The sequence below is a fragment of the Enterobacter sp. BIDMC93 genome (assembly GCF_001037805.1).
In the GTDB taxonomy this organism is placed as follows: domain Bacteria; phylum Pseudomonadota; class Gammaproteobacteria; order Enterobacterales; family Enterobacteriaceae; genus Enterobacter; species Enterobacter hormaechei_C.
Window position 1 is genome coordinate 3,332,103 of record NZ_KQ089962.1, and the last position, 26,777, is coordinate 3,358,879.

Annotated in this window: 23 protein-coding genes and 2 tRNA genes; 14 read left to right on the top strand and 11 right to left on the bottom strand. The window is 57.8% G+C overall.

Features of this window, described 5'->3' with window-relative positions; translation table 11 throughout:
- Nucleotides 1-72 precede the first annotated feature (72 nt).
- Nucleotides 73-1,011 carry a glyoxylate/hydroxypyruvate reductase GhrA gene (gene ghrA / locus SK58_RS15635; protein WP_045338817.1) on the bottom strand — a complete coding sequence of 313 codons (939 nt, stop codon included), beginning with the start codon at nt 1,009-1,011 and terminating at the stop codon, nt 73-75.
- 229 nt (nt 1,012-1,240) lie between these two features.
- Between ghrA and SK58_RS15640 the strand changes: the two genes are divergently transcribed.
- Nucleotides 1,241-1,328: transfer RNA gene (locus SK58_RS15640), tRNA-Ser, on the top strand.
- A gap of 120 nt (nt 1,329-1,448) precedes the next feature.
- On the opposite strand, the gene SK58_RS15645 is transcribed toward SK58_RS15640, so the two are convergent.
- Nucleotides 1,449-2,354, bottom strand: coding sequence for a LysR family transcriptional regulator (locus SK58_RS15645; RefSeq protein ID WP_017384759.1), 906 nt, complete (start codon nt 2,352-2,354; stop codon nt 1,449-1,451).
- 109 nt (nt 2,355-2,463) lie between these two features.
- On the opposite strand from SK58_RS15645, the gene SK58_RS15650 reads away from it, so the two are divergent.
- The 3 genes from SK58_RS15650 to SK58_RS15660 all read left to right on the top strand — a co-directional run bounded on the left by SK58_RS15650 (nt 2,464) and on the right by SK58_RS15660 (nt 4,246).
- Entirely contained in the window at nt 2,464-3,324 is an 861-nt protein-coding gene (locus tag SK58_RS15650; RefSeq protein WP_048220185.1) for a pirin family protein, read from the top strand.
- Between the two features lie 19 nt (nt 3,325-3,343).
- Nucleotides 3,344-4,021: an isochorismatase family protein gene (locus SK58_RS15655; protein ID WP_003858068.1), complete on the top strand. Its 678-nt coding sequence runs from the start codon at nt 3,344-3,346 to the stop codon at nt 4,019-4,021.
- Between the two features lie 137 nt (nt 4,022-4,158).
- Nucleotides 4,159-4,246 (top strand) — tRNA-Ser (locus SK58_RS15660).
- A 216-nt stretch (nt 4,247-4,462) separates the two neighbouring features.
- Here SK58_RS15660 and SK58_RS15665 read toward each other — a convergent pair.
- From SK58_RS15665 to efeU, 5 genes are all read right to left on the bottom strand, one after another.
- A complete protein-coding gene (locus SK58_RS15665) occupies nt 4,463-5,968 on the bottom strand; it encodes an alanine/glycine:cation symporter family protein (protein ID WP_045338039.1) in 1,506 nt (501 codons plus the stop codon).
- 418 nt (nt 5,969-6,386) lie between these two features.
- Nucleotides 6,387-7,178 carry a phosphate starvation-inducible protein PhoH gene (phoH, locus tag SK58_RS15670; RefSeq protein WP_048220186.1) on the bottom strand — a complete coding sequence of 264 codons (792 nt, stop codon included), beginning with the start codon at nt 7,176-7,178 and terminating at the stop codon, nt 6,387-6,389.
- 500 nt (nt 7,179-7,678) lie between these two features.
- Nucleotides 7,679-8,962, bottom strand: a complete 1,284-nt coding sequence (efeB, locus tag SK58_RS15675; protein WP_048220187.1) for an iron uptake transporter deferrochelatase/peroxidase subunit — start codon at nt 8,960-8,962, stop codon at nt 7,679-7,681.
- A 3-nt stretch (nt 8,963-8,965) separates the two neighbouring features.
- Nucleotides 8,966-10,093, bottom strand: a complete 1,128-nt coding sequence (gene efeO / locus SK58_RS15680) for an iron uptake system protein EfeO (RefSeq protein ID WP_017384764.1) — start codon at nt 10,091-10,093, stop codon at nt 8,966-8,968.
- Nucleotides 10,094-10,133: 40 nt separating this feature from the next.
- On the bottom strand, nt 10,134-10,967 hold the full coding sequence (gene efeU / locus SK58_RS15685) for an iron uptake transporter permease EfeU (protein WP_023296293.1): 834 nt from the start codon (nt 10,965-10,967) through the stop codon (nt 10,134-10,136).
- Between the two features lie 251 nt (nt 10,968-11,218).
- Between efeU and SK58_RS15690 the strand changes: the two genes are divergently transcribed.
- Nucleotides 11,219-12,403 carry a NupC/NupG family nucleoside CNT transporter gene (locus SK58_RS15690; RefSeq protein WP_015570861.1) on the top strand — a complete coding sequence of 395 codons (1,185 nt, stop codon included), beginning with the start codon at nt 11,219-11,221 and terminating at the stop codon, nt 12,401-12,403.
- 72 nt (nt 12,404-12,475) lie between these two features.
- Here the strand turns inward: SK58_RS15690 and SK58_RS15695 are convergent, their stop codons facing one another.
- Nucleotides 12,476-12,895, bottom strand: coding sequence for a DUF3574 domain-containing protein (locus SK58_RS15695; protein WP_023296292.1), 420 nt, complete (start codon nt 12,893-12,895; stop codon nt 12,476-12,478).
- A gap of 72 nt (nt 12,896-12,967) precedes the next feature.
- The gene (gene putP, locus SK58_RS15700) at nt 12,968-14,476 is read right to left on the bottom strand and encodes a sodium/proline symporter PutP (RefSeq protein ID WP_017384768.1); all 1,509 of its coding nucleotides are present in this window, start codon (nt 14,474-14,476) and stop codon (nt 12,968-12,970) included.
- A gap of 422 nt (nt 14,477-14,898) precedes the next feature.
- On the opposite strand from putP, the gene putA reads away from it, so the two are divergent.
- Together putA and SK58_RS15710 are read left to right on the top strand one after the other, a co-directional pair.
- On the top strand, nt 14,899-18,861 hold the full coding sequence (putA, locus tag SK58_RS15705) for a trifunctional transcriptional regulator/proline dehydrogenase/L-glutamate gamma-semialdehyde dehydrogenase (RefSeq protein WP_032647945.1): 3,963 nt from the start codon (nt 14,899-14,901) through the stop codon (nt 18,859-18,861).
- 100 nt (nt 18,862-18,961) lie between these two features.
- Entirely contained in the window at nt 18,962-19,357 is a 396-nt protein-coding gene (locus SK58_RS15710) for a lysozyme inhibitor LprI family protein (protein ID WP_048220188.1), read from the top strand.
- On the opposite strand, the gene rutR is transcribed toward SK58_RS15710, so the two are convergent.
- The gene (gene rutR, locus SK58_RS15715) at nt 19,354-19,992 is read right to left on the bottom strand and encodes an HTH-type transcriptional regulator RutR (RefSeq protein WP_023324433.1); all 639 of its coding nucleotides are present in this window, start codon (nt 19,990-19,992) and stop codon (nt 19,354-19,356) included. The genes SK58_RS15710 and rutR overlap by 4 nt on opposite strands.
- 245 nt (nt 19,993-20,237) lie before the next feature.
- Between rutR and rutA the strand changes: the two genes are divergently transcribed.
- Genes rutA through rutG form a run of 7 tightly spaced genes read left to right on the top strand, consistent with a single transcriptional unit; the run spans nt 20,238 to nt 25,672 of the window.
- Nucleotides 20,238-21,329, top strand: coding sequence for a pyrimidine utilization protein A (gene rutA / locus SK58_RS15720; RefSeq protein ID WP_003858092.1), 1,092 nt, complete (start codon nt 20,238-20,240; stop codon nt 21,327-21,329).
- Nucleotides 21,329-22,018 (top strand): pyrimidine utilization protein B, encoded by a 690-nt coding sequence (rutB, locus tag SK58_RS15725; RefSeq protein ID WP_045911600.1) that lies wholly within the window; start codon nt 21,329-21,331, stop codon nt 22,016-22,018. The genes rutA and rutB overlap by 1 nt, the downstream gene beginning before the upstream one ends.
- Nucleotides 22,019-22,029: 11 nt before the next feature.
- On the top strand, nt 22,030-22,416 hold the full coding sequence (gene rutC, locus SK58_RS15730; RefSeq protein WP_015570870.1) for a pyrimidine utilization protein C: 387 nt from the start codon (nt 22,030-22,032) through the stop codon (nt 22,414-22,416).
- 7 nt (nt 22,417-22,423) lie between these two features.
- On the top strand, nt 22,424-23,224 hold the full coding sequence (gene rutD / locus SK58_RS15735; RefSeq protein ID WP_048220189.1) for a pyrimidine utilization protein D: 801 nt from the start codon (nt 22,424-22,426) through the stop codon (nt 23,222-23,224).
- 9 nt (nt 23,225-23,233) lie between these two features.
- Nucleotides 23,234-23,824 (top strand): malonic semialdehyde reductase, encoded by a 591-nt coding sequence (locus SK58_RS15740; RefSeq protein ID WP_017693662.1) that lies wholly within the window; start codon nt 23,234-23,236, stop codon nt 23,822-23,824.
- Between the two features lie 12 nt (nt 23,825-23,836).
- Nucleotides 23,837-24,328, top strand: a complete 492-nt coding sequence (rutF, locus tag SK58_RS15745; RefSeq protein ID WP_032673178.1) for an NADH-dependent FMN reductase RutF — start codon at nt 23,837-23,839, stop codon at nt 24,326-24,328.
- 21 nt (nt 24,329-24,349) lie between these two features.
- The gene (gene rutG, locus SK58_RS15750; protein ID WP_048220190.1) at nt 24,350-25,672 is read left to right on the top strand and encodes a pyrimidine utilization transport protein G; all 1,323 of its coding nucleotides are present in this window, start codon (nt 24,350-24,352) and stop codon (nt 25,670-25,672) included.
- A 110-nt stretch (nt 25,673-25,782) separates the two neighbouring features.
- Here the strand turns inward: rutG and SK58_RS15755 are convergent, their stop codons facing one another.
- Complete coding sequence (locus SK58_RS15755; protein WP_017384777.1) at nt 25,783-26,703, bottom strand: DMT family transporter; 921 nt, start codon at nt 26,701-26,703, stop codon at nt 25,783-25,785.
- Nucleotides 26,704-26,777: the final 74 nt, after the last annotated feature.

Sequence of the window (26,777 nt, forward strand, 5' to 3'; positions counted from 1 at the left end):
TGCGGTTTTTCCAAAGGATAGCAGTTATCAGCGGCGAATATTAGCAAAAACCCGGCGAACGCCGGGTTTCTCTCAGTAGCCTCGCTGTCTGTCGACCTGTCCGGTCACCGCGTTGCCCTTCTCTATTTCGCTGATGGTATGCGAGATGTACGCCACGGCCTCCGCCGGTCGCGTCACGGCCGCAATATGAGGCGTCATCGCCACGCGCGGATGTGCCCAGAGCGGGCTGTCTGTCGGCAGCGGTTCGCGGCTATAGACATCCAGCATTGCGCCTTTCAGTTTACCGCTATCCAGCGCTTTCAGCAGATCGTCTTCCACAACGTGTACCCCGCGCGCCAGGTTCATTAAGTAGCTGTCTTCTGCCAACTGGTTGAGGAGCGTGCCATTGATAATGCCGACCGTTTCCGCCGTATTCGGCAGCAGGTTAATGAGGACGCGAGTCCCTTTCAGGAACGCCGGGAGTTCGTCCGTTCCGGCAAAGCTCTCGACGCCTGGATAATCCTTACGGCTCCGGCTCCAGCAGCGCAGTGGGAAGCCCCACGGCGCGAGCGCTTCGGCGACTTTCGAACCCAGTACACCCGCGCCGAGGATGCCGATGGTGAAATCTTCATGCTGATAATCAGGAAGCGGTTCCCAGTGGGATTGCTGTTTAAACGCCTGATAATCGTCGAAACGTCGGAACCAGTGCAGCACCTGGCTCACGGCATATTCCTGCATCTGCTGCCCCATACCGGTATCTTCCAGACGAAACAGGGGAATATCCTCCGGCAGCATTTCAGGGTGTGCCTTCAGCTTACTGAGAATGGAATCCACACCCGCACCAAGAGCAAACACCGCCTTCAAACGTCGTCCCTGAAGCATTTCGACCGGGGGATGCCAGACCAGCGCGTAGTCAGCATGTTCCTTATCGCCCTGTTTCCATTCGCGAACGCGTGCGCCAGGCAGTGCCGCCGTAAGCGCGTTAATCCAGTAAGCCGTATCAAAAGTGGGGTGATAGAAGATAATATCCATAGTCATTGCCTTTTATTGCGCTGTTTTATTTTCATTTTCAACTGGCTTGCCAGCATAACAAATTTATCGCTAAACCGCGTTGCTGATAAAAGAGGCGCATTTCGCACATTTCGGAATCAGGTTGCCTGAAGTTTGTCTAAACACGCTAAATTACTGAAAAAGTGGGTTGACGGCAGTACGGCTTTTCCTTACATTAGCGCCCGTCCCGACAACAACGGGATGACAATATGGTGAGGTGTCCGAGTGGCTGAAGGAGCACGCCTGGAAAGTGTGTATACGGCAACGTATCGGGGGTTCGAATCCCCCCCTCACCGCCATATTCAAGACAAGAGCTCGTACGAAAGTACGGGCTTTTTTCTTTTATATTCTCCGTAAGGAGATTCGCTCCCTGCGTTCTTTATGTCGGGTGGCGCTACGCTTACCCGACCTACAAAAAGCTAGTCTTCAACCATCTTTGCATACTCTTCGGTGAGAAAATCCACCAGCGTCCTGACCGATGGCAGCAGGCCGCGCCGGGATGGATACACCGCGTGGATCACTTCCCGTCTGGGTTCCCAGGCATTCAGCACCCGAACAAGTTCACCTGAAGCCAGCTGATCCTTCACCATCAAAATGGGCAGCTGTACCACGCCCACGCCCGCCATCGCCGCCTCCCGCAGCGCCAGCATGTCGGTAGTCACCAGGCGCGGCGTGAAGTGAATTTCTGCCTTTGCGCCCTCCGGCCCGCTCAATTCCCACTTATGCAGGTGCTTGCCCGCCCCCATACTTAACCCCGGCCACTCGCTGAGTTCAGAGGGCATCGCCGGGTTGCCCATCCGTTCAATCAGTGCCGGCCCGGCAACCAGACAGTGCCCCCTGTCCGCCAGCACCCTTAATACCAGATCGCTGTCATCAAACGGGCGCGGACGAACGCGGATCGCCACATCCACCCCCTCCGCCACCAGATCGACCCGGCGATTGGTGGCTTCGAGCTGGAGGTTGATCCCTGGATAGCGCGCCATAAACCGCGCCAGCATGGGCCCCACGTGAACGTGCAGCAAGGTGACAGGACAGGTGATCCGGACCATACCGCGCGGCTCAGCCTGTAAAGCAGCCACCGCCTCCTCCGCAGCTTCAGCTTCCACCAGCATGGCTTTACAGTGCTGATAGAACGTCTGCCCCACCTCCGTCACCGCAAACTGCCGCGTGGTACGTTGGATCAACCGAACGCCCAGGCGTTCTTCCAGCTGCGCAATCCGACGGCTCAGTTTCGACTTAGGCTGATCGAGCGCCCGACCCGCCGCCGCAAAGCCACCATGCTCCACCACCTTCACAAACCATACGAAATCATTGAGATCCTGCATACGCCTCCATTGTTCCATTTAAGGAACAGTGAATGTCATTTTTGCTATCTACCGGGATATTAACCCTGAATATAAGCTAATTCCATCAACAGGACATCAGGAGTTAATCATGAAAAACGTAACAGGCGTGTATACCGCACCTCGGCCGCACTGGGTCGGTGACGGTTTTCCGGTTCGTTCGATGTTTTCTTACCAGACGCACGGCGAGCCCCTGAGCCCGTTCCTGCTGCTGGACTACGCCGGACCGCATACCTTCCCGGCGGACGGCGCGAAACGCGGCGTGGGCGAGCACCCTCATCGCGGTTTTGAAACGGTGACCATCGTCTACTCAGGCGAAGTGGAGCACCGTGATTCCACTGGCAGAGGCGGCGTTATTGGCCCAGGCGATGTGCAGTGGATGACGGCAGGCGCAGGCATTTTGCACGAGGAGTTCCACTCCAGCGCGTTTTCGCAGAAAGGCGGTGAACTGAAAATGATGCAGCTGTGGGTCAACCTGCCCGCTAAAGACAAAATGGCGACGCCTGGCTACCAGAGCATCACTCAGTCGGATATCCCGGTGGTCACCCTGCCGGATAACAGCGGAACATTGCGCGTGATTGCTGGCCGTTTTGGAGAGGTAACCGGCCCGGCGCATACCTTCTCACCGCTGAACGTGTGGGATCTCGCGCTGCGCCAGGGTAGCCATCTGACGCTCAATCAGCCCGAAGGCTGGAGCACGGCGCTGGTTGTCGTTGAAGGCAGCGTGACGGTGAACGGCACCACGCCTGCCGGTGAGGCGCAACTGGTCGTGCTGAGTCAGAGCGGTGACCAACTGCATCTCGAAGCCAGCAGCGATGCCAAAGTGCTGCTGATGGCCGGGGAGCCGCTGAATGAACCCATCGTGGGCTATGGCCCGTTTGTGATGAACAGTAAAACCGAAATTGCCGAGGCTATTCGCGATTTCAACTCCGGCCGCTTTGGCCAAATCTAAACGTAATAAGGAGCGCATTATGTCTACCCCTGCAAACTTCAACGGTGCACGTCCCGTTATTGACGTAAACGATGCCGTTATGCTGCTTATCGATCACCAGAGCGGGCTGTTCCAGACCGTAGGAGACATGCCAATGCCTGAGCTGCGCGCCCGTGCAGCAGCGCTGGCAAAAATCGCCTCGCTGGCGAAGATCCCGGTGATCACCACGGCGTCGGTTCCACAGGGACCGAACGGCCCGCTTATCCCGGAGATCCACGCCAACGCGCCGCACGCACAGTATGTGGCACGCAAGGGTGAGATCAACGCCTGGGATAACCCGGAGTTCGTGGCGGCGGTGAAAGCCACCGGGCGCAAAACGCTGATTATCGCGGGGACGATCACCAGCGTCTGCATGGCCTTCCCGTCCATCAGCGCGGTGGCGGACGGATATAAAGTGTTTGCGGTGATTGATGCCTCCGGCACCTACAGCAAAATGGCGCAGGAGATCACCCTGGCGCGCGTGGTGCAGGCAGGCGTGGTGCCGATGGACACGGCTGCTGTTGCTTCCGAAATTCAGCGCACGTGGAACCGTGAAGATGCGGGTGAATGGGCTGAGGTGTACACACACATCTTCCCGGCCTACCAGCTGCTGATCGAAAGCTACAGCAAAGCGCAGGACGTGGTGAAAAATAGCGAAGTGCTCGATTCGCAGCGTTAATCCTGCGCGCTGCGACATAAGCTGATTAAGGCTTAACCGAACAAGCACGAATGCTGAAAATCTGCTTGACCGTTTTAGCGCAACTCCCTATAGTAGCGCCCCGTTGCCCCCCAAGCGGTCAGGCAGCAAAACAATATGGTGAGGTGTCCGAGTGGCTGAAGGAGCACGCCTGGAAAGTGTGTATACGGCAACGTATCGGGGGTTCGAATCCCCCCCTCACCGCCATATTTGAAGAAGAGCTCGCATGAAAATGCGGGCTTTTTTTTCGCATGTCGCACGCCTTTGGGGGGGATGAGAACCCCCGACCGGGGTTCGACAACTGGCGCAGCCAGTTGGACAGACTGAGAGCGAAGCGAGTCAATCCCCCCGGTGCGACAGGAGCTGCCTCACCTACAAAAAAAGAAAGCCCGTACAAAAGCACGGGCCTGTCTCAACCATTCCTCAGCTATTCAACTTCCCTACCGACTCCTTTCCTTCAGGAGATGAAACCTGCTCAGGCTGAGCACCCGCTTCATCCTTACGCTCCTCCAGCCAGTAATCCGCATTTTTAATCCCCAGCCGAACCGGGTCAAAGTGTGGATCCAACCCCTGTGCATTCTGGATTTCATAATCCTTCAGGCTGGCAAACGCTTTTTTATGCAACAGAACGATGGCAATAATGTTGAGCCATGCCATCAGCCCTACGCCGATATCCCCTAATCCCCAGGCCAGATCCGCGGTGCGTACCGTGCCATATACCGTCGAAGCCATCAGACACAGCTTGAGCAGGAACGTCAGCCACGGGCGATGAATCTTACGGTTGATGTAGGCGATATTCGTTTCAGCGATGTAGTAGTAAGCAATGATCGTGGTGAAGGCAAAGAAGAACAGCGCGATGGCAACAAAGTAATTACCGAAGCCCGGCATCATACTTTCCATTGCCGTCTGGACATATCCCGGTCCTGCGGCCACGCCTGCTATTCCGGTATAGAGCGCTGCGCCGTCGACGCCCTGCACGTTATACAGCCCGGTGATCAACAGCATAAACCCGGTCGCGGAGCAGACAAACAGCGTGTCGATGTACACGGAGAACGCCTGAACCAGCCCCTGTTTCACCGGATGGCTTACGGCCGCCGCCGAGGAGGCATGTGGCCCGGTACCCTGCGCCGCCTCGTTGGAATAGACGCCACGCTTCACGCCCCACATGATGGCCTGGCCCAGAATAGCGCCAAACCCAGCTTCAAGGCCAAAAGCACTTTTCCAGATCAGCAATATAACTGAAGGAAGCTGATCAATATTGATAGCGATAATCACGCACGCCACAATAATATAGCCGAGCGCCATAAACGGAACCACCATGCTGCTAAAGCTGGCAATCCTTTTTACGCCACCAAAAATAATAAAACTCAACAGCACAGCAAGTAACGCCGCCGTGACATTTGGGCTCAGACCAAAAGCAATATCCAGGCTCGCACCAATAGAGTTTGCCTGCACACCTGGCAGTAATAATCCGCAGGAGAAAATCGTTACGATGGCAAATAACCATGCGTACCACTTCACGCCTAACCCTTTCTCAATATAAAAGGCAGGACCACCACGATATTCGCCGTTAATTTTCTCTTTATAAACCTGACCTAACGTAGATTCGACAAAAGCAGAGCTTGCCCCCAAAAATGCCACGATCCACATCCAGAAAAGCGCACCGGGTCCACCAAAGGTAATGGCGGTCGCTACACCGGCAATATTCCCTGTCCCCACGCGGCCCGCCAGCGTCATCGTCAGCGCCTGAAACGACGACACGCCTGCCTCGGTAGGACGCCCCTGAAACATGAGGGTAATCATAAGTTTTATATGCCGTAATTGCAGAAAGCGACTACGCAGCGAGAAATAGAGGCCGACACCCAGACATAAAAATATTAACGCCGGGCTCCAGATAACACCATTAATTGCACTAACCAGTTCGTTCATGTATGACCCTTAGCGTGATGTTCCAGAGGAAACGATCCCCTGGCGAGTTTCTTTTTAGAATTTTGTCTGAACAAGTACGAAACATAGATAATTACCCAAAAGACACCAACTTAATTTTTACTGCTTAGTCATGTTCTGTGACAACATTCACGTTTACTTTTAAACCAATAATTAGCATGATCATTATACTCATAGATATTTTGTGGGTATTATAAATACATATCACATTTCCGTGACCTGTATAAAAAGCGTTCGCAGCAAATTAACAGTAATATTATTATTACCGCAAAACGGGGCGTAAATCCCGTTGAATGCTATAGGAAATAAATATGATTTAAAAAAGCCACGCGTGCAGAGGGAATAAAGGAAGCTTCCCGGCATAACGCCGGGAAGAAATGACTTAAAATGTGAAATGATCTTAGTCGGAGTACACTTCCAGCGTTCGTTGGCACAGCGCTGAGCGGACGCAGTCCTCTTTTGTGAAGCGGACCACCCCTATCATCTCATCTTCCTCAAAACGTGACATGGCATCGCTCAGGCCGGACTTCACGCCCGACGGCAGGTCACACTGGGTAATATCGCCGTTGACGATAACCGTCACGTTCTCCCCGAGGCGCGTTAAAAACATCTTCATTTGCGCAGCGGTCACGTTCTGAGCCTCGTCAAGAATGACGACCGCATTTTCAAATGTACGTCCGCGCATATAGGCGAACGGCGCGATTTCCACCTTGCCAATCTCTGGTCGCAGGCAGTACTGCATAAAGGAAGCGCCCAACCGCTTCACCAGCACGTCATAGACGGGCCTGAAGTACGGGGCAAACTTCTCGGAAATATCGCCGGGCAGGAAGCCCAGATCTTCATCCGCTTGCAGTACCGGACGGGTAACGATGATCCTTTCCACGTCCTTATGAATCAGCGCCTCCGCCGCTTTGGCGGCGCTGATCCAGGTTTTCCCGCATCCGGCTTCCCCGGTTGCAAAGATGACCTGTTTACTCTCGATAGCATTCAGGTAGTGCGCCTGAGCTTCATTCCGCGCCACAATTGGCGATGCATCGCGGCTGTCCCGCGCCATGCCAATGGATTCTACGCCGCTCATCTGCACAAGCGAGGTGACCGATTCTTCTTCACGCTGCTTATGGCTACGTGAATCCCGTCTCAGCACACGTTTTGCTTCACGACGAGCTTTGATCACTGCTTTCTGTCTTCCCATGGATAGCACCTTGAGTTGTTGGTATTCATCACACGCGCCAGCATCGGCACGATTATGCGCACGAACATCAGAGGGTTGGCTTCCTTGTAAGCCATTGCTTGCATTACCGGATGACGATATACAACGGCTACGCGCACCGTTATGCACGTCGGTAGAAAAAGGTTCTTGAGGTGAAGGAGAGAATTTGGTGGTGAAGAAATCGCTGCCGGAGTCTGAGCCTCCGCGCCGGGTACTGCGGTTGATGTGTTTACCTTGTCCAGTACAGGACGCAACCATTCGCGATCTCCATAGTGAGTTAGCATCACTGCCGGGAACTACCGCTGTCTTCACTTAAGTACATCAGGAATTATCATAAATGCAACATTTATTTTACCTGAATGCAACTTTTAGGACTGCCCCTACATGGAAAATCAGTCTTATATAGAAATATTACAGAAATATAACAATAAGATAGTCCTTCGAAAAAATAATGTCCCCGCGAACTGTCGCAGGGACGATTATCAGGCTTCTATCAGACCCTGAGCGAGCCAGGCGTTCGCGTCACGCGCGCCGGGCAGGGCAAAGAAATAGCCGCCGCCGATGGGCTTAATATATTCCTCCAGCGCTTCGCCGTTGAGCCGCTTCTGCACGGTGAGGAATCCCTTCTCCAGATCGTGCTGATAGCAGACAAACAGCAGTCCCATATCAAGCTGACCGGAGTTGGTCACCCCCAGCGAGTAGCTGTAGCCCCTGCGCATCATCAGGCTGGATTGCGTCTCTTTGGTGCGAGGATTGGCGAGGCGAATATGGCTGTCCAGCGCGATGACATCCCCGTTCGGATCACGGGCGTAGTCGGGTTCATCGTGCTCGTGCTTCATGCCGAGCGGTGCTCCGGTTTGCTTATCGCGACCGAAGATAGTTTGCTGCTCTTTCAGCGGCGTGCGGTCCCAGAACTCCACGTGGAACTGAATGATACGCACCGCCTGATAGGTGCCTCCGACCGCCCAGGCCGGTTCGCCCTGATCCGCCGTCACCCATACCACGTTCTTCATCAACGCGGTATTGCTGCTGTCCGGGTTGGCGGTGCCGTCTTTGAAGCCCAGCAGGTTGACCGGCGTCTCTTTCCCTTTACTGCGCGCGGCGTGGTCAGAGATAAAACCTTCCCGCTTCCAGCGCACGCTCAGCAGATCCGGGGTGTGCTTGATAATATCGCGCAGGGCATGGATCACCGTATCCTGGGTATTAGCGCAGATCTGCAAGAGCAGATCGCCGTGGCACAGCGCCGCGTCGAGAGAATCATTCGGGAATCGCGTCATTTTTTGCAGCGCTTTCGGCTTCTGCTTCGCCAGTCCGTAGCGATCATCAAACAGCGATTCCCCCACCGACACGGTGATGGTCAGATTATCGGGAGCGATAAACGCGCCGAGGATGCCGGAATCCATCGGCGGCAGGCGCGGATTCGGTGTTTCCGGTGCGGGACCGCCGGCGGTGAGGAAGGCAATACGCGTGGTCAACAGCCTGAACAGACGCTCAAGGTCGGCTTTATCACTTGCCAGCGAATCGAAAGCCACCAGCATCATCGAGGCCTGCTGCGGCGTCAGGATCCCCGCCTGGTGCTCACCATAAAACGGCTGCGTTTCCATACGCGCATCCGGGGAGAGCGTGCCGGGAGCGCTCTGCGGTTTTGCCGCATGCGCCACCGGACAGCCGCCCGCCAGGGCAAACGCGCCGCCCAGCGCCCCTACCCCTTTTAATAACCGACGTCGGGAAGGTTCCGCCACGTCGTATTCGTCATGCCTGTTCATCGCTTAATCCAGACCCAGTACGCCACGCAGCAGGGAGAGATCTTCCGCCAGCGTCGTAATCGGGCCTTTCAGCGCGTTACGGTCAGCATCGGTCAGCTTGTCGTAGGTTTCGAATCCATCTTTGGTGCGGTATTTCGCCAGGATAGCGTCAACTTTCTTAAAGTTGGCATCCACTTTCGCCAGCAGCTCGCCGTTCTCTTTTTGCAGCTGAGGCCGCAGCAGCTCGACAATTTTCTGTGCGCCGTCGACGTTCGCCTGGAAGTCCCACAGGTCGGTGTGGCTGTAACGATCTTCTTCACCGCTGATTTTGCTGGCGGCCACTTCTTCAATCAGGCCCGCTGCGCCACCCACCACTTTCGACGGTGGGAATGCCAGCTCGCTGATGCGTTTTTGCAGCTCCAGCACGTCGCTGTTGAGCTGCTCGGCGTATTTCTCCATCCCACTGGTGGAGTTATCGCCAAACAGGGCTTTTTCCAGACGGTGGAAGCCGGTGAATTTCGGATCGGTGGCCTTCTGCTCGTAGTCGTCTTCACGGGCGTCAATGCTGCCATCAAGGTCAGAGAATAGTTCGGCAATCGGCTCAATGCGCTCGTAGTGCTGACGGGTAGGCGCATACAGGGATTTCGCTTTTTCGATGTCGCCCGCTTTCACCGCGTCGGTAAAGGCTTTGGTGCCTGCCACCAGGTCCGCTGTCTCTTTGGTGACATAGGCTTTATAGGCGGTAATGGCGTCGCCGAGGCTCAGCAGCGCCGTGCCTTTGGCCGCGTCCGCCGTCGCTGCGCCTTTGACGATCAGCTTACCTTTCGGGTTAGTCAGCAGGCCGCAGGTCATGTCATATTCCCCGGGCTGAAGATTTGCGGTCATCTTCTGGCTGAAGCCCGGCGCGATATTCTCGCGCTCTTCCACCACCATCACGCCTTTCAGGATTTCCCACTCCAGCGCCTTCTGGCTGTGGTTCTGAATAATAAACTGCGTTTTACCGCTGTTAACCGTGATGGTCATCGGCTCGCACTGTTTATCGTTGACGGTGACTTTTACCTGCGGAATATCTGCCGCCTGAGCGGTGAAGGCAGACACGAACAGCGCGGCAATGCCTGCGCATAACGCACTACGACGGAACTGAATGGCCATGACTCTTCCCTTTAAAAGTATGTTGTAACTAAAACAGCACTTACGGCGCTACGCGCGACGCCTGCGAGCCGGTACGCGGCGGCATAGCGAACAGGATCAGCGCCGGAACCAGATAGATAAAGTACATCGCCACTTCGCTGACGCTCGGCGTTTCCTGGTAGCCGAAGATCCCTTCGAGCAGGGTACCGGTCAGTGAATGGGTCGACAGGACGTTGCTGAGATCGAACGCCACGTCCTGGAAGTGGTTCCACAGACCCGCTTCGTGGAAGGCGCGGATCGCCCCTGCCGCCAGCCCTGCGGCCACCAGCAGAATAAACAGGCTGGTCCACTTGAAGAACGCGCCCAGGTTAAGACGAATGCCGCCCCAGTAGAGCAGGAAGCCAAGCACAACCGCCGTGGCCAGCCCGAGCACCGCGCCCAGCGGCGGCCAGATGCCCACGTCCTGCTGAAAAGCCGCGAGCAGGAAGAACACAGACTCCAGGCCTTCACGCGCCACGGCGAAAAAGACCATCATGATCAGCGCCCAGCCGTGGTGGTTGCCTTTTTGCAGGGCGTTATCCACCGCCTGCTCAAGCTGTACCTTCACGTTACGGGAGACCTTGCGCATCCAGAACACCATCCAGGTGAGGATCACCACCGCAATCACGGCGACGATCCCTTCAAACAGCTCCTGCTCTTTCTGCGGGAACTCCCCGGTGGTTTCGTTGATGAGGATACCGAGGCCCAGGCAGAGCGCCGCAGCAAGGAAAACCCCAACCCACATGACGCCAATCCAGCGTCCGCGCTGGGTACGCTTCAGATAACTGGCGATAAGGCTAACAATCAGGGCCGCTTCAAGGCCTTCACGTAACATAATGAGAAAAGGAACAAACATGCCGACACCTTAAATGTTTATCGCGGTCAACTGATGCAAAGAAAAGTAAATTCTTGTGATAGTGATTATCATTACGGCAACAAGAAAAACAAGCGAAATGTGTTGAGTTTTGATGACCAGATGTAAACGCATTGCGGAGTAATAATTGCCTGAGTAACCGTTACGTTTATAAGGTATAACGAAAATGCCCATTTACGGTTAACCGGGGCTGTGGCTAAATGTCCGCCTCGAAAACCAACTGAAAATAAGCCATGTTTAAAATTGTCCATTTCCTGCTGGCGCTGGTGATTATTCTTGCGCTCGCCTGGCTGGTGAGTTTCGACCGCCGAAAAATTCGTATTCGTTTCGTTTTACAGCTGATCGTGATCGAAATCGCGCTGGCGTTCTTTTTCCTCCACGCAGAAAGCGGCCTGTTTATTATTAAATACGTTTCCGGTTTCTTTGAGTCGCTGCTTAAATTCGCTGCCGAAGGGACGAATTTTGTCTTTGGCGGGATGGGTGAAAAAGGGCTGGCGTTCATTTTCCTTGGCGTGCTCTGCCCCATTATTTTTATCTCGGCGCTGATTGGTATTCTTCAGCACTGGCGTATTCTGCCGATCTTTATTCGGGTGATCGGGACGCTGCTGTCAAAACTGAACGGCATGGGCAAGCTGGAATCCTTTAACGCGGTGAGTTCGCTGATCCTCGGTCAGTCGGAAAACTTCATTGCCTACAAAGGCGTGCTGGGCGATCTCTCCTCGCGTCGTCTGTTTACGATGGCTGCCACGGCCATGTCGACGGTTTCGCTGTCGATTGTCGGGGCCTATATGACTATGCTCGACGCCAGGTTTGTCGTCGCGGCGCTGATCCTGAACATGTTCAGCACCTTTATTATTCTTTCGGTCATTAACCCGGTCCGCCCGGAAGCGGAGCCGGATATCAGGCTGGAAAAACTGCACGAATCCCAGAGCTTCTTTGAAATGCTGGGCGAGTATATTCTGGCCGGTTTTAAGGTGGCGATGATTATTCTGGCGATGCTGATTGGCTTTATCGCCCTTATTAGCGCCATTAACGCCCTCTTCTCCGGCATATTTGGCATGAGCTTCCAGCAGATTCTGGGTTATGTGTTTTATCCGCTGGCGTGGCTTATTGGTATTCCGCTGAGCGATGCCTTAAGCGCGGGGAGCATTATGGCAACTAAACTGGTGGCGAATGAATTTGTGGCGATGATCGAGCTGCAAAAAATAGCCCATCAAATGTCACCGCGCGGGCTGGGGATTTTGTCCGTGTTCCTGGTATCGTTCGCTAACTTCGCTTCCATTGGCATTGTGGCGGGGGCAATAAAAGGTCTGAATGAGCAACAGGGTAACGTGGTGTCACGGTTTGGTTTACGCCTTGTATACGGGGCAACGCTGGTAAGCCTGCTGTCGGCGAGCTTTGCGGGGTTGGTGCTGTAAGTTTTGTGCCCGGCGGCGCTTCGCTTGCACGGGCCTACGATACAACAACGGCGGGTTATCCCGCCGTTTTCATTAAAACTGCACGCACACCGGCTGGTCGACCCGCATCACCGACTCCTGCGCGAAGCGTGATTTATAAATTCCGCGCAACGCTTCGATGTTCTTCTCGCTCTGCGCATCTTTACCGTGGATCAGCATCAATGCCTTGCTCGGCTCGCGCGCCACTTTTCCATCATTCCCCAGCCACTGACCGCGCGCATCAAATACCGTTAAACCATCGCGAAAGCGTGGCGTCACGTCCTGGTCGACAAACTGCTGCCATTCGTTGCCTGTGATTTGCGCCCCGGCAGGACGGTTTAAGCCGAAATAAAGCGTGGTCTGCTGCATCTGATTTTCTGCTTTGCAGGTTTCCACCGCCGCGTGCTGTGCGGGTGCGCTACAGCCCGCCAGCATCACGAATGCTGCCACCATTAACCCTGTTTTAATTCTCATTGATGAAGACTCACATAGATGAAAGGACTATCCCCTCTCCCCACCGGGGAGAGGGTTAGGGTGAGGGGAAAATTACTCAGCCTGGAGCTTAGACGGCGGCGCTGAGTGATAGTGCGCGTCCGCCTCCGCAAAGCGTTTCTGCATAGACGCAGACGGCGCTTTACCCAGCAGGCTAAACACCACGATACCGAGGCTGCCGAAGATGAAGCCCGGAATGATTTCGTACAGGCCCAGCCACGCGAACTGTTTCCAGACGATAACGGTTACCGCACCGATAATCATCCCCGCCAGCGCGCCGTTGCGGGTCATGCGTGACCACAGTACAGAGAACAGCACCACCGGACCAAATGCCGCACCGAAGCCCGCCCAGGCGTAGCTCACCAGCCCCAGGACGCGGTTTTCCGGGTTTGCCGCCAGCGCAATCGCCACCAGCGCAACCACCAGCACCATAAAGCGCCCTACCCACACCAGCTCTTTCTGGCTCGCGCCCTTACGCAGGAACGCTTTGTAGAGGTCTTCGGTGATGGCGCTGGAGCACACCAGCAGCTGACAGCTCAGGGTGGACATCACCGCCGCGAGGATCGCGGAGAGCAGAATACCGGCAATCCACGGGTTGAACAGGATCTGCGCCAGCTCGATGAATACGCGCTCGGCGTTCTGGTTCACCGCGCCCGCCTGCGCCGGGTTGTTGTTGAAGTACGCGATACCGAAGAAGCCGACCGCACACGCCCCCGCCAGACACAGGATCATCCACGTCATGCTGATGCGACGCGCGTGAACGATGGTGTGGTGAGAATCCGCCGCCATGAAGCGCGCCAGAATGTGCGGCTGGCCGAAGTAGCCCAGGCCCCAGCCCATCAGAGAGACAATGGCGACGAAGTTCAGCCCTTTCAGCATATCGACGTTTTCGATGCTCTTCTGCTTGATCACTTCCAGCGATTCGCCAAAGCCGCCGACGGTGAAAATGACAATCACCGGAGTCAGGATCAGGGCGAAGATCATCAGGCTCGCCTGCACGGTATCGGTCCAGCTTACCGCCAGGAATCCGCCCACGAAGGTATAGAGGATGGTTGCTGCGGCGCCGGCCCACAGGGCGGTTTCATAGCTCATGCCGAAGGTGCTTTCGAACAGGCGCGCGCCCGCCACGATGCCGGAGGCACAGTAGATGGTGAAGAACAGCAGGATCACCACCGCGGAGATAATGCGCAGGATACGGCTGTTATCTTCAAAGCGTCCGGTGAAGTAGTCCGGCAGCGTCAGGGCGTTGTTGTTGGCTTCGGTGTGCACGCGCAGACGGCCTGCCACCAGCTTCCAGTTGATCCACGCGCCGACGGTCAGACCGATGGCGATCCAGCTTTCGGAGATACCGGAGATGAAAATCGCGCCCGGCAGCCCCATCAGCAGCCAGCCGCTCATGTCGGAAGCGCCCGCAGAGAGTGCGGTGACCATCGGGCCTAAGCTGCGCCCGCCGAGGATGTAGTCGTCAAAGTTTTTAGTGGAACGCCATGCCAAAAACCCTATCAGGATCATGCCAAAAATATAAACGAGAAATGTCACCAGCATCGGTGTGCTAATAGCCATTCAAATTCTCCAAAATGTCGAGCGACAACCGTCCGGGTTGCCTTGTTATGTCATCACCGGAACGTAGTGATGTGTGTATGTGTTTCCGTTGGGCGCGCTATCCTGCCGTATACGCATCCCACTGACAAACGATTTAACACTGCATTTACATGAATTTCATCCCTGGTTTTATACGTCTTTCCTATAGGTTGCACTCGCTCACGCTTTTACGGGTTGCACCTTTAAAAAGTGTTAAGCTCCGCATAAAAACTGGGCTCCGAAACCGCCGCACGTTCTTTTTCACAGCCAACTAATCGTTAACAATCCATTCATTTTCCAGCTTGCAGACCAGGTCACATTTAACACGGTTGCACAAAGTTGCAACATGGTGGATATTTCACGCTATCAACAGAACGCTATTACAGAACAACAGGAGTTTTGGCATGGGGATGACCACCATGGGGGTTAAGCTGGATGACGCTACCCGCGAACGGATTAAAACCGCTGCGACCCGCATCGACCGCACACCGCACTGGTTAATCAAGCAGGCGATTTTTAACTATCTGGAAAGACTGGAGAGTGAAGAAGGTCTGCCAGAGCTGCCTGCCCTGCTGGCGGGTGCAGCGAACGAAAGCGAAGAGGCCGCGACGGCCGTTGAAGAGAACCACCAGCCGTTCCTGGAATTTGCCGAGCAGATCCTGCCGCAGTCCGTCAGCCGCGCCGCCATTACCGGCGCCTACCGCCGTGCCGAAACCGACGCCGTGCCGATGCTCCTGGAGCAGGCGCGCCTGCCGGAAGCCGTTGCCGCTCAGGCGCACAGCCTCGCGTATCAGCTCGCCGACAAGCTGCGTAACCAGAAAACCGCCAGCGGACGCGCCGGTATGGTGCAGGGTCTGTTGCAGGAGTTCTCCCTCTCCTCGCAGGAAGGCGTGGCGCTGATGTGTCTGGCGGAAGCGCTGCTGCGTATTCCGGATAAAGCCACCCGCGATGCCCTGATCCGCGACAAAATCAGTAACGGCAACTGGCACTCCCACATTGGCCGCAGTCCGTCCCTGTTCGTTAACGCCGCCACCTGGGGCCTGCTGTTTACCGGCAAGCTGGTCTCCACCCATAACGAAGCCAACCTGTCGCGCTCTCTGAACCGCATCATCGGCAAGAGCGGCGAGCCGCTGATCCGCAAGGGCGTGGACATGGCGATGCGCCTGATGGGCGAGCAGTTCGTCACCGGGGAAACCATTGCCGAAGCGCTGGCGAACGCCCGCAAGCTGGAAGACAAAGGCTTCCGCTACTCCTACGACATGCTGGGTGAAGCGGCGCTGACCGCCGCCGACGCGCAGGCCTACATGGTCTCTTACCAGCAGGCGATCCACGCCATCGGTAAAGCGTCCAACGGTCGCGGTATTTATGAAGGTCCGGGCATCTCTATCAAGCTTTCCGCCCTGCACCCGCGCTACAGCCGTGCGCAGTACGACCGGGTGATGGAAGAACTCTACCCGCGCCTGAAGTCCCTGACCCTGCTGGCGCGCCAGTATGACATCGGCATCAACATCGACGCCGAAGAGGCGGACCGTCTGGAGATCTCCCTCGACCTGCTGGAAAAACTGTGCTTCGAGCCGGAGCTGGCGGGCTGGAACGGGATTGGTTTCGTTATCCAGGCTTACCAGAAACGCTGTCCGTTCGTCATTGACTACCTGATTGACCTGGCCAGCCGCAGCCGTCGCCGCCTGATGATCCGTCTGGTGAAGGGCGCCTACTGGGACAGCGAAATCAAACGCGCCCAGATGGAAGGTCTGGAAGGTTATCCGGTCTATACCCGCAAGGTCTATACCGACGTCTCTTACCTCGCCTGCGCGAAAAAACTGCTCGGCGTGCCGAACCTGATTTATCCTCAGTTCGCCACCCACAACGCCCACACCCTGGCGGCGATCTACAGCCTCGCGGGTCAGAACTACTATCCGGGCCAGTACGAGTTCCAGTGCCTGCACGGCATGGGTGAACCGCTGTACGAGCAAGTGACCGGTAAAGTGGCCGACGGCAAGCTAAACCGTCCGTGCCGAATCTATGCCCCGGTAGGTACCCACGAAACTCTGCTGGCCTACCTGGTGCGTCGTCTGCTGGAGAACGGGGCGAACACCTCCTTCGTTAACCGCATCGCCGATACCACCCTGCCGCTGGACGAACTGGTGGCCGATCCGGTACAGGCCGTTGAGAAGATGGCGGCGCAGGAGGGCCAGATTGGTCTGCCGCATCCGAAGATTGCCCTGCCGCGCGAGCTGTATGGTGCAGGCCGCGTCAACTCGGCGGGTCTGGATCTCGCCAACGAACACCGTCTGGCGTCGCTCTCTTCCGCCCTGCTTAACAGCGCATTGCAGAAGTGGCAGGCCAGGCCGATCCTTGAGCAGTCCGTTGAGGACGGTGAAATGCAGCCGGTGATCAACCCGGCAGAGCCGAAGGATATCGTCGGCTACGTGCGTGAAGCCACGGAAGCGGAAGTGGAGCAGGCCCTGGAGAGCGCGGTGAACAACGCGCCAATCTGGTTTGCCACCCCGCCGCAGGAGCGTGCCGCCATTCTGGAACGCGCGGCGGTGCTGATGGAAGATCAGATGCAGCAGCTTATCGGCATTCTGGTGCGTGAAGCGGGTAAAACCTTCAGCAACGCCATCGCCGAAGTGCGCGAGGCGGTCGACTTCCTGCACTACTACGCCGGTCAGGTGCGCGATGATTTCGACAACGAAACCCACCGTCCGCTCGGCCCGGTGGTGTGTATCAGCCCGTGGAACTTCCCGCTGGCGATCTTCACCGGCCAGATTGCCGCGGCGCTGGCCGCAGGCAACAGCGTGCTGGCGAAACCGGCAGAGCAGACCCCGCTGATTGCCGCCCAGGGCATTAGCATTCTGCTGGAAGCGGGCGTACCGGCGGGCGTGGTGCAGCTGCTGCCAGGGCGCGGTGAAACGGTCGGGGCCAAACTGACCTCCGATAACCGAGTACGCGGCGTGATGTTTACCGGTTCTACCGAAGTGGCCTCCCTGCTACAACGCAACATCGCCACCCGTCTGGATGCGCAGGGCCGTCCTACCCCGCTGATCGCTGAAACCGGCGGCATGAACGCCATGATCGTGGACTCCTCCGCGCTCACCGAGCAGGTCGTCGTTGACGTGCTGGCCTCTGCTTTCGACAGCGCGGGCCAACGCTGTTCCGCCCTGCGCGTACTGTGCTTACAGGATGACGTGGCTGACCACACGCTGAAGATGCTGCGCGGTGCGATGGCGGAATGCCGCATGGGCAACCCGGGCCGTCTCACCACCGACATCGGGCCGGTGATCGACGCGGAAGCCAAAGCCAACATTGAAAATCACATTCAGACCATGCGTGCCAAAGGCCGTCCGGTGTTCCAGGCGGTGCGCGAGAACAGCGAAGATGCCCGCGAGTGGCAGACCGGCACCTTCGTGCCGCCAACGCTGATTGAGCTGGCAAGCTTCGACGAGCTGAAAAAAGAGGTCTTCGGTCCGGTACTGCACGTGGTGCGCTACAACCGTAACAACCTCAACGAGCTGATCGATCAGATCAACGCTTCGGGTTACGGCCTGACGCTTGGCGTGCATACCCGTATCGACGAAACCATTGCCCAGGTGACCGGCAATGCTAAAGTCGGCAACCTGTACGTCAACCGCAACATGGTTGGCGCGGTCGTGGGCGTGCAGCCGTTCGGCGGTGAAGGTCTCTCCGGCACCGGCCCGAAAGCGGGCGGTCCGCTCTATCTGTACCGCCTGCTGGCAAACCGTCCGGAAAATGCGCTGGGCGTGACGCTGGCGCGTCAGGACGCGGAATATCCGGTGGATGCGCAGGTGAAAGCCGTGCTGACCCAGCCGCTGGACGCGCTGATTAAGTGGGCTGAAAATCGTCCCGAGCTGCATGCGATTGCACAGCAGTACGGCGAGCTGGCGCAGGCGGGAACACAGCGTCTGCTGCCGGGTCCTACCGGTGAGCGCAACACCTGGACGCTGATGCCGCGCGAGCGTGTGCTGTGCGTGGCGGACAACGAGGAGGATGCGCTGGTGCAGCTGGCAGCCGCAACGGCAACGGGCTGTGAGGTGCTGTGGCCGGAAGATGCCCTGCATCGAGACCTCGCCAAACAGTTGCCAAAAGCGGTCTCGGCCCGCATTCGCTTTGCGAAGGCCGATGCCCTGCTGACCCAGCCGTTTGACGCGGTGATCTACCACGGTGATTCCGACCAGCTGCGCGAACTGTGCGAGCAGGTTGCGGCCCGCAGCGGTGCCATCGTTTCCGTGCAGGGCTTTGCGCGCGGGGAAACCAACCTGCTGCTGGAGCGTCTGTACGTTGAGCGCTCGCTCAGCGTTAACACCGCGGCGGCGGGCGGTAACGCCAGCCTGATGACAATCGGTTAATCGTGTAAACTCTCCCCGGTGACGCTACGCTTACCGGGGCTACAAAATAGCCCAGGCCGGATAAGCACAGCGTATCCGGCTTTTTTACATGGAGGGGATGATGAAAAGAGTATTTCTCGCAGGTGCAGCCCTGCTCATGAGCGCCAGCACGCTGGCCGACGAGTGCGATAACGCGACCACCCAGCTTGAACTGAACACCTGTAGCGCGCAGCAGTACCAGGCCGCCGATAAAAAGCTCAACGAGACGTATCAGGCCGCCATCAAACGTGCGGCAGCGCCTCAGCGCGATCTACTGAAAAAGGCGCAGCAGGCGTGGATTAGCCTGCGCGACGCGGACTGTGCGTTTATCGGTTCGGGTACGGAAGGCGGGAGCGTTCAGCCAATGATTGTTAACCAGTGTCTGGCGGAGAAAACCGCGGAGCGCGAAGCGTTTCTGGCCACGCTGATGCAGTGTGAAGAGGGCGACTTAAGCTGTCCTCTTCCGCCGGGAAACTAGCGCACGCGGATCCCTTCGATAATCATCCGCTGTACGTTTTCCAGGGTGCTCTGGAAAAACGCCTCGTCCTGGAGCGTTTTACCGGTCACCGCCTCGACCTGGGCCGCGAAGTCAGCGTAGTGCTGGGTTGAGGCCCAAATCATGAAGATCAGATGATGCGGATCGACGGGCGCCAGTTTTCCGCTGGCGACCCATCCGGCAATAATGGCCGATTTATCGTCCACCAGCTGCTTTAAATCGCCGGTCAGCTCCGCCTGCAACAGCGGCGCGCCCTGCAACATCTCCAGGCAGAACAGCCTTGATGCCTGCGGGTAATCACGCGATACCTCCAGCTTCAGGCGTATGTACTCCTCTATCGCCACCAGCGGGGCCAGCTCTTCGCGAAATGCTTTAAGTGGTGCGAGCCAGATATCCAGGATCTGCTGCATCACCGCCACATACAGCGCCTCTTTCGACGGGTAGTAGTAGAGCAGATTGGTCTTGGACACCCCGGCCTGCTCCGCCACCTGCTCAAGGCGCGTACCGTGAATACCAAACTGCGAAAATGTCTCCAGCGCGGCGCTGAGGATCGCCTGTTTCTTGGCGCTCACCGCCTGCGAACGTTTACCGGGTGTTTTCACTGCGCCTTGTGTCATTTTCGCTCTCCATTTTCTGTCCTGCGCTCAGCATAGCAAAACCCCCGTCTCGCCACGACCTTCTGCACCCTCAGCGCGCATGAGTGCCTGTTTTCTGTGCAATGATTTTGACCATCCAGTCCACATTTTCGCTGTTAATTTTAACAACCATCATTTAACACATTAATAACAAAGCGATTTTCAAAACTGGCACTGCCTTTGCAAAAACATCGTGACACCTGCGACGTAATGAAGAGAGGTTCGTGATGAAAATTGGCGTATTTGTACCGATCGGCAACAACGGCTGGCTTATCTCGACCACTGCCCCGCAATACATGCCGACCTTTGAGCTGAATAAAGCCATCGTGCAGAAAGCGGAGCACTACCACTTCGACTTTGCGCTCTCGATGATCAAGCTGCGCGGTTTCGGCGGTAAGACCGAATTCTGGGACCACAACCTGGAGTCTTTCACCCTGATGGCGGGCCTGGCGGCGGTAACCTCGCGCATCCAGATTTACGCCACCGCCGCCACCCTTACCCTTCCCCCGGCAATCGTGGCGCGGATGGCCTCCACCATCGACTCCATCTCCGGCGGGCGCTTTGGCGTTAACCTGGTCACCGGCTGGCAAAAGCCGGAGTACGAGCAGATGGGGATCTGGCCGGGGGACGATTACTTCTCCCGTCGCTACGACTACCTGACTGAATATGTGCAGGTGCTGCGCGATCTATGGGGCACCGGCAAAAGCGATTTCAAAGGCGACTTCTTTACCATGAACGACTGCCGCGTCAGCCCGCAGCCGTCGGTGCCGATGAAGGTGATATGCGCCGGACAGAGCGACGCGGGAATGGAATTCTCGGCGAAATACGCCGACTTCAACTTCTGCTTCGGCAAAGGCGTTAACACCCCGGCCGCCTTCGCGCCCACCGCGGCACGCATGAAAGCGGCCGCCGACAAAACCGGGCGCGACGTGGGCTCCTACGTGCTGTTTATGGTGATTGCCGACGAAACCGACGACGCCGCGCGCGCCAAATGGGAACGATACAAGGACGGCGCGGATGACGAAGCGCTGAGCTGGCTTACCGAGCAGAGCCAGAAGGATACCCGCTCCGGCGCGGACACCAACGTTCGCCAGATGGCCGACCCGACGTCTGCCGTCAATATCAACATGGGCACCCTGGTTGGCTCGTATGCCAGCGTGGCCAGAATGCTCGACGAAGTGGCTGCCGTGCCCGGCGCCGAAGGCGTGCTGCTGACCTTCGATGATTTTCTCACCGGCGTGGAAACTTTCGGCGAGCGCATTCAGCCGCTGATGCAGTGCCGCGCCCACATCCCTGCCGTGACGAAGGAGGTGGCGTAATGACGACCCTCAACGCTCGCCCGGAAGCCATTACCTTTGACGCGCAGCGCAGCGCGCTGATCGTGGTGGATATGCAAAACGCCTATGCCAGTAAAGGCGGGTATCTGGATCTGGCCGGGTTTGACGTCTCCACCACGCAGCCGGTGATTGAGAACATCAAAACCGCCGTGAGCGCCGCACGTGCTGCGGGCATGCTGATCGTCTGGTTCCAGAACGGCTGGGACGACCAGTACGTCGAGGCTGGCGGTCCCGGCTCACCCAACTTTCACAAATCCAACGCCCTGAAAACCATGCGCCAACGGCCCGAACTCCAGGGCACGCTGCTGGCGAAAGGCGGCTGGGATTATCAGCTGGTGGATGAGCTGGTACCGGAATCCGGCGATATCGTGCTGCCGAAACCGCGCTACAGCGGCTTTTTCAATACCCCGCTCGACAGCCTGCTGCGCAGCCGGGGCATTCGCCATCTGGTCTTTACGGGCATTGCCACCAACGTGTGCGTGGAGTCGACCCTGCGCGACGGCTTTTTCCTCGAGTATTTTGGGGTGGTGCTGGAGGATGCCACCCATCAGGCCGGGCCGGATTTTGCCCAGAAAGCCGCCCTGTTCAATATCGAAACCTTTTTTGGCTGGGTCAGTAACGTCAATGATTTCTGCGACGCGCTGGATCCCCCGCTCGCCCGCATCGCCTGAGGAGAACCGCTATGCCGAAATCCGTGATTATTCCGCCGGGCACCAGCACCCCGATTGCCCCGTTTGTCCCCGGCACCCTCGCCGACGGCGTGGTGTATGTCTCGGGCACGCTGCCGTTTGATAAAGACAACAACGTGGTGTTTATCGATGACCCAAAGGCGCAAACCCGCCACGTGCTGGAGACAATCAAAACCGTGATCGAAACGGCGGGTGGGACGATGGAGGACGTGACCTTCAACAGCATCTTTATCACCGACTGGAAAAACTACGCCGCGATTAACGAGATTTACGCGGAGTTTTTCCCCGGCGATAAACCGGCGCGGTTTTGCATCCAGTGCGGGCTGGTAAAGCCCGAAGCGCTGGTTGAAATTGCCACCGTTGCGCACATCGCGAAGTGAGGCGGCCATGATACTGTCCATTTCACCGCCCCCCTTTGCGGGCGCGCCCGTGGTGGTACTGATTGCCGGGCTCGGCGGCAGCGGCAGCTACTGGCTGCCCCAGCTCGCCGTGCTGGGGCAGGAGTATCAGGTGGTGTGCTACGACCAGCGGGGCACGGGGAACAACCCGGATACCCTGCCGGAAGACTACACCCTCGCACACATGGCCGACGAGCTTGCGCTGGCGTTAGCCGGGGCCGGGATCGCCCGTTACTGCGTGGTCGGCCACGCGCTGGGGGCGCTGGTCGGTCTGCGGCTGGCTATCGATAAGCCCGACGCCCTCACCGCGCTGGTCTGCGTCAACGGCTGGCTGACCCTCAATGCCCATACCCGCCGCTGTTTTGACGTTCGCGAACGTCTGCTGCATGCGGGCGGGGCGCAGGCGTGGGTAGAGGCACAGCCGTTGTTCCTCTACCCGGCAGACTGGATGGCCGCCCGCGCCCCGCGGCTGGAGGCCGAGGACGCGCTGGCGCTGGCCCATTTTCAGGGCAAAGCCAATCTGCTGCGCAGGCTGGATGCCCTGAAACAGGCCGATTTCAGCCGCCACGCTGCACGCGTTCGCTGCCCCATGCAGATTATCTGTTCCACCGACGATCTGCTGGTGCCGTCCGTCTGCTCCGCTGAACTGCACGCCGCTCTCCCGCACGCCCGCAAAACGGTCATGCGCCAGGGCGGGCATGCCTGCAATGTGACCGTGCCGGACATCTTTAACACTCTGCTGCTGAACGGGCTTGCCAGCCTGCTGCACAGCCCAGAACCCGCTTTGTAAGGAGCTTGAATGAGCGAAGCCATCACGCCCGCCGCGCTGGAAACGCTGTTTACCGGCGCACGTACCCATAACGGCTGGCTGGATATACCGGTCAGTGACGAGACGCTGCGCGAGATTTATGACCTGATGAAATGGGGGCCGACGTCCGCCAACTGCTCCCCGGCGCGCATTGTGTTTGTGCGAAGCCCGGAAGGAAAAGAGAAGCTGCGCCCGGCGCTCTCCAGCGGCAACCTTGAGAAAACGCTCACTGCCCCGGTCACGGCGATTGTCGCCTGGGACAGCGAGTTTTATGAGCGCCTGCCTGAACTGTTCCCACACGGCGATGCCAGAAGCTGGTTTACCTCCAGCCCCGCGCTGGCGGAAGAGACCGCCTTTCGCAACAGCTCAATGCAGGCCGCGTACCTGATTTTCGCCTGCCGCGCGCTCGGGCTGGACACCGGGCCGATGTCGGGTTTTGACCGGGAAAAAGTGGACGCGGCCTTTTTCACGGGCACGCTACTCAAAAGCAATCTGCTGATTAACATCGGCTATGGCGATACGACCAAACTGTACGGACGCCTGCCGCGTCTGGCCTTTGACGATGCCTGCGGGCTGGCGTAAGGAGCGAACGTGATGACACCGGATAAACAAACCTTTCGCGACGCCATGGCCTGCGTCGGCGCAGCGGTCAATATCATCACCACCGACGGCCCCGCGGGAATGGCGGGCTTCACCGCCAGCGCGGTATGCAGCGTCACGGATTCCCCGCCTACCCTGCTGGTGTGCCTGAACCGCGGCGCGTCGGTCTGGCCGATTTTCAGCGAGAACCGCACCCTGTGCGTTAACACGCTGAGTGCCGGACAGGAGCCTTTATCCAACCTGTTTGGCGGGAAAACGCCGATGGCGGACCGCTTTGCCGCTGCCCGCTGGCAGACAGGCGACACGGGCTGCCCGCGTCTGGAAAATGCGCTGGCCTCGTTCGACTGCCGTATCAGCCAGGTGGTGAGCGTTGGCACTCACGACATTCTGTTTTGCGACATTGTATCCATCGTACGCCACCCGGCGCCGCAAGGGCTGGTGTGGTTCGACCGCGGCTATCACGCGCTTATGCGACCCGCCTGTTAATCCGCATTCAGGAGACAGATCATGTTCGGACTTCCCCACTGGCAGTTGAAATCGACCTCCACAGAAGAAGGCGTGGTCGCGCCGGATGAAAGGCTCCCGCTCGGGCAGACCATGGTGATGGGCGTGCAGCATGCGGTCGCGATGTTTGGTGCGACGGTGCTGATGCCCATGCTGATGGGGCTGGATCCTAACCTCGCCATTTTGATGTCGGGTATGGGTACCCTGCTGTTCTTTTTTGTCACCGGCGGGCGTGTGCCCAGCTATCTGGGCTCCAGCGCCGTCTTCGTGGGGGTGGTCATTGCAGCGACCGGGTTTAACGGTCAGGGTATTAACCCCAACCTGAGCGTGGCCCTCGGCGGCATTATCGCCTGTGGGCTGGTCTACACCCTGACCGGTCTGGTGGTGATGAAAGTCGGCACGCGCTGGATCGAGCGGATGATGCCCCCCGTCGTCACCGGGGCGGTGGTGATGGCGATAGGCCTGAACCTCGCGCCGATTGCGGTGAAGAGCGTTTCCGGCTCACCATTTGAAAGCTGGATGGCGGTGATAACGGTGCTGTGCATCGGCGTGGTGGCGGTCTTTACGCGCGGCATGATCCAACGGCTGCTGATCCTGGTCGGGCTGATTGCGGCCTGTCTGGTCTACGCGCTGCTGGCGAACGTGTTCGGTCTCGGCAAACCGGTTGATTTCACACTGATTCACCAGGCCGCCTGGTTCGGCCTGCCGCAGATAACCTCACCCACCTTTAACGCTCAGGCGATGATGCTCATCGCGCCTGTCGCGGTGATTCTGGTGGCTGAAAACCTGGGCCACCTGAAAGCCGTAGCGGGAATGACCGGGCGCAATATGGATCCGTATATGGGGCGGGCGTTTGTGGGAGACGGTCTGGCGACCATGCTCTCCGGCTCGGTCGGCGGCAGCGGCGTGACCACCTACGCGGAAAACATCGGCGTGATGGCAGTGACCAAAGTCTATTCGACGCTGGTCTTCGTGGCGGCGGCGGTGATGGCGATGCTGCTCGGTTTTTCCCCAAAATTCGGCGCATTGATCCACACCATCCCGGCCCCCGTGATTGGCGGCGCCTCGATTGTGGTATTTGGTCTGATTGCCGTCGCGGGGGCACGCATCTGGGTGCAGAACCATGTTGATCTGAGCCAGAACGGTAACCTGATCATGGTGGCGGTAACGCTGGTGCTGGGGGCGGGTGATTTCGCCCTGACGCTGGGCGGGTTTACGGTGGGCGGGATTGGCACGGCGACCTTCGGCGCGATCCTGCTCAACGCCCTGCTGAGCCGCCGGAAAAGGGATGTACCGCAAGGAAAAGCCATCACCCGCTCCACCTGAAATACGTGCCGCTTTCTTGCCGGGTGACGCTACGCTTACCCGGCCTACAATTGGCAAGTAGGCCCGCGCAAGCGAAGCGCCGCCGGGCTAAACGAGCAGGCTGCGCGTTATTAGCTATCTGCCCCTTGTTCAGCGCTCAATCCGGCAGTCGCCTTACGTCGTTTTTTTAACTTCAACTCGCTCACCAGCACCCCGGCGATAATAAACGCCGCGCCCACCAGCGCCAGCAGGGGCAGACGCTCCCCGGCGAGTCGCCCGAAAATACCCGCCCACACCGGTTCACCGGTATAAATGACCGTCGCCCGTGTCGGGGATACGCTGCGCTGCGCCCAGTTCATGGTGACCTGGATAATGGCGCTGAAAATGCCCAGCCCCAGCGCCACGACGATAAGCCCGGTAGACATCGGCGGGACGGACTCCCCTGCCGGCACCATCGTCGCGAACGCCACCAGCGACGCGGTGGTAAGCTGCACCACCGTCACCCGCTTGACGTCCACTTTTCCTGCCCAGGCGCTAATCAGGATAATTTCTGCCGCAATGGCGACGGCCCCCACCAGAGTGATGATCTCCCCCGGCCCCAGCGCCAGCAGATTATTTTCCGGCCCGGCTAATAAAATAAGGCCGATGAACGCCAGCACGATGCCAATGCACGACATCAAGCCCGGCATTCTGCCGAGGCACAACCACTGCAACAGCGGCACCAGCGGTACGTACATGGCGGTGATGAAGGCGGATTTACTGCTGGAGATAGACTGGAGCCCCCACGTTTGCAGGCTGTAGCCCATGGCAATCGCCACGCCAATGGCGACACCCGCTTTAAGCTCTCTCAGGGTCAACCCGCGCAGGGTTTTCAGCGAAATAAGCGCCACGGCAATCGCCGCGGTTGCAAAGCGCAGCCCCACGAAGAAAAACGGATCGCTCATCGTGACCGCGTACTGAACGGCAAGAAAGGTTCCGCCCCAGAACATGGTGATCAAAATCAGGATGGCTTCCTGAGGCTTAATGGAGAAGGTAAAACGGGAAACGGACATGGGACACCAGCACGAAGAATCAATCCTGTAGTGTGCGATGCCTTTGATGACAGTTCAATGTAGCAGACATAAAA

Coding starts and splice junctions, on each gene's coding strand:
- SK58_RS15655 (WP_003858068.1), top strand. CDS start 3,344: ATGTCTACCCCTGCAAACTTCAACGGTGCACGTCCCGTTATTGACGTA.
- rutB (WP_045911600.1), top strand. CDS start 21,329: ATGACGACCCTCAACGCTCGCCCGGAAGCCATTACCTTTGACGCGCAG.
- SK58_RS15710 (WP_048220188.1), top strand. CDS start 18,962: ATGAAAAGAGTATTTCTCGCAGGTGCAGCCCTGCTCATGAGCGCCAGC.
- rutA (WP_003858092.1), top strand. CDS start 20,238: ATGAAAATTGGCGTATTTGTACCGATCGGCAACAACGGCTGGCTTATC.
- SK58_RS15740 (WP_017693662.1), top strand. CDS start 23,234: ATGAGCGAAGCCATCACGCCCGCCGCGCTGGAAACGCTGTTTACCGGC.
- SK58_RS15650 (WP_048220185.1), top strand. CDS start 2,464: ATGAAAAACGTAACAGGCGTGTATACCGCACCTCGGCCGCACTGGGTC.
- phoH (WP_048220186.1), bottom strand. CDS start 7,178: ATGGGAAGACAGAAAGCAGTGATCAAAGCTCGTCGTGAAGCAAAACGT.
- SK58_RS15665 (WP_045338039.1), bottom strand. CDS start 5,968: ATGAACGAACTGGTTAGTGCAATTAATGGTGTTATCTGGAGCCCGGCG.
- ghrA (WP_045338817.1), bottom strand. CDS start 1,011: ATGGATATTATCTTCTATCACCCCACTTTTGATACGGCTTACTGGATT.
- putP (WP_017384768.1), bottom strand. CDS start 14,476: ATGGCTATTAGCACACCGATGCTGGTGACATTTCTCGTTTATATTTTT.
- putA (WP_032647945.1), top strand. CDS start 14,899: ATGGGGATGACCACCATGGGGGTTAAGCTGGATGACGCTACCCGCGAA.
- rutF (WP_032673178.1), top strand. CDS start 23,837: ATGACACCGGATAAACAAACCTTTCGCGACGCCATGGCCTGCGTCGGC.
- efeO (WP_017384764.1), bottom strand. CDS start 10,093: ATGGCCATTCAGTTCCGTCGTAGTGCGTTATGCGCAGGCATTGCCGCG.
- SK58_RS15690 (WP_015570861.1), top strand. CDS start 11,219: ATGTTTAAAATTGTCCATTTCCTGCTGGCGCTGGTGATTATTCTTGCG.
- rutC (WP_015570870.1), top strand. CDS start 22,030: ATGCCGAAATCCGTGATTATTCCGCCGGGCACCAGCACCCCGATTGCC.
- rutR (WP_023324433.1), bottom strand. CDS start 19,992: ATGACACAAGGCGCAGTGAAAACACCCGGTAAACGTTCGCAGGCGGTG.
- rutG (WP_048220190.1), top strand. CDS start 24,350: ATGTTCGGACTTCCCCACTGGCAGTTGAAATCGACCTCCACAGAAGAA.
- SK58_RS15755 (WP_017384777.1), bottom strand. CDS start 26,703: ATGTCCGTTTCCCGTTTTACCTTCTCCATTAAGCCTCAGGAAGCCATC.
- SK58_RS15695 (WP_023296292.1), bottom strand. CDS start 12,895: ATGAGAATTAAAACAGGGTTAATGGTGGCAGCATTCGTGATGCTGGCG.
- efeB (WP_048220187.1), bottom strand. CDS start 8,962: ATGAACAGGCATGACGAATACGACGTGGCGGAACCTTCCCGACGTCGG.
- efeU (WP_023296293.1), bottom strand. CDS start 10,967: ATGTTTGTTCCTTTTCTCATTATGTTACGTGAAGGCCTTGAAGCGGCC.
- rutD (WP_048220189.1), top strand. CDS start 22,424: ATGATACTGTCCATTTCACCGCCCCCCTTTGCGGGCGCGCCCGTGGTG.
- SK58_RS15645 (WP_017384759.1), bottom strand. CDS start 2,354: ATGCAGGATCTCAATGATTTCGTATGGTTTGTGAAGGTGGTGGAGCAT.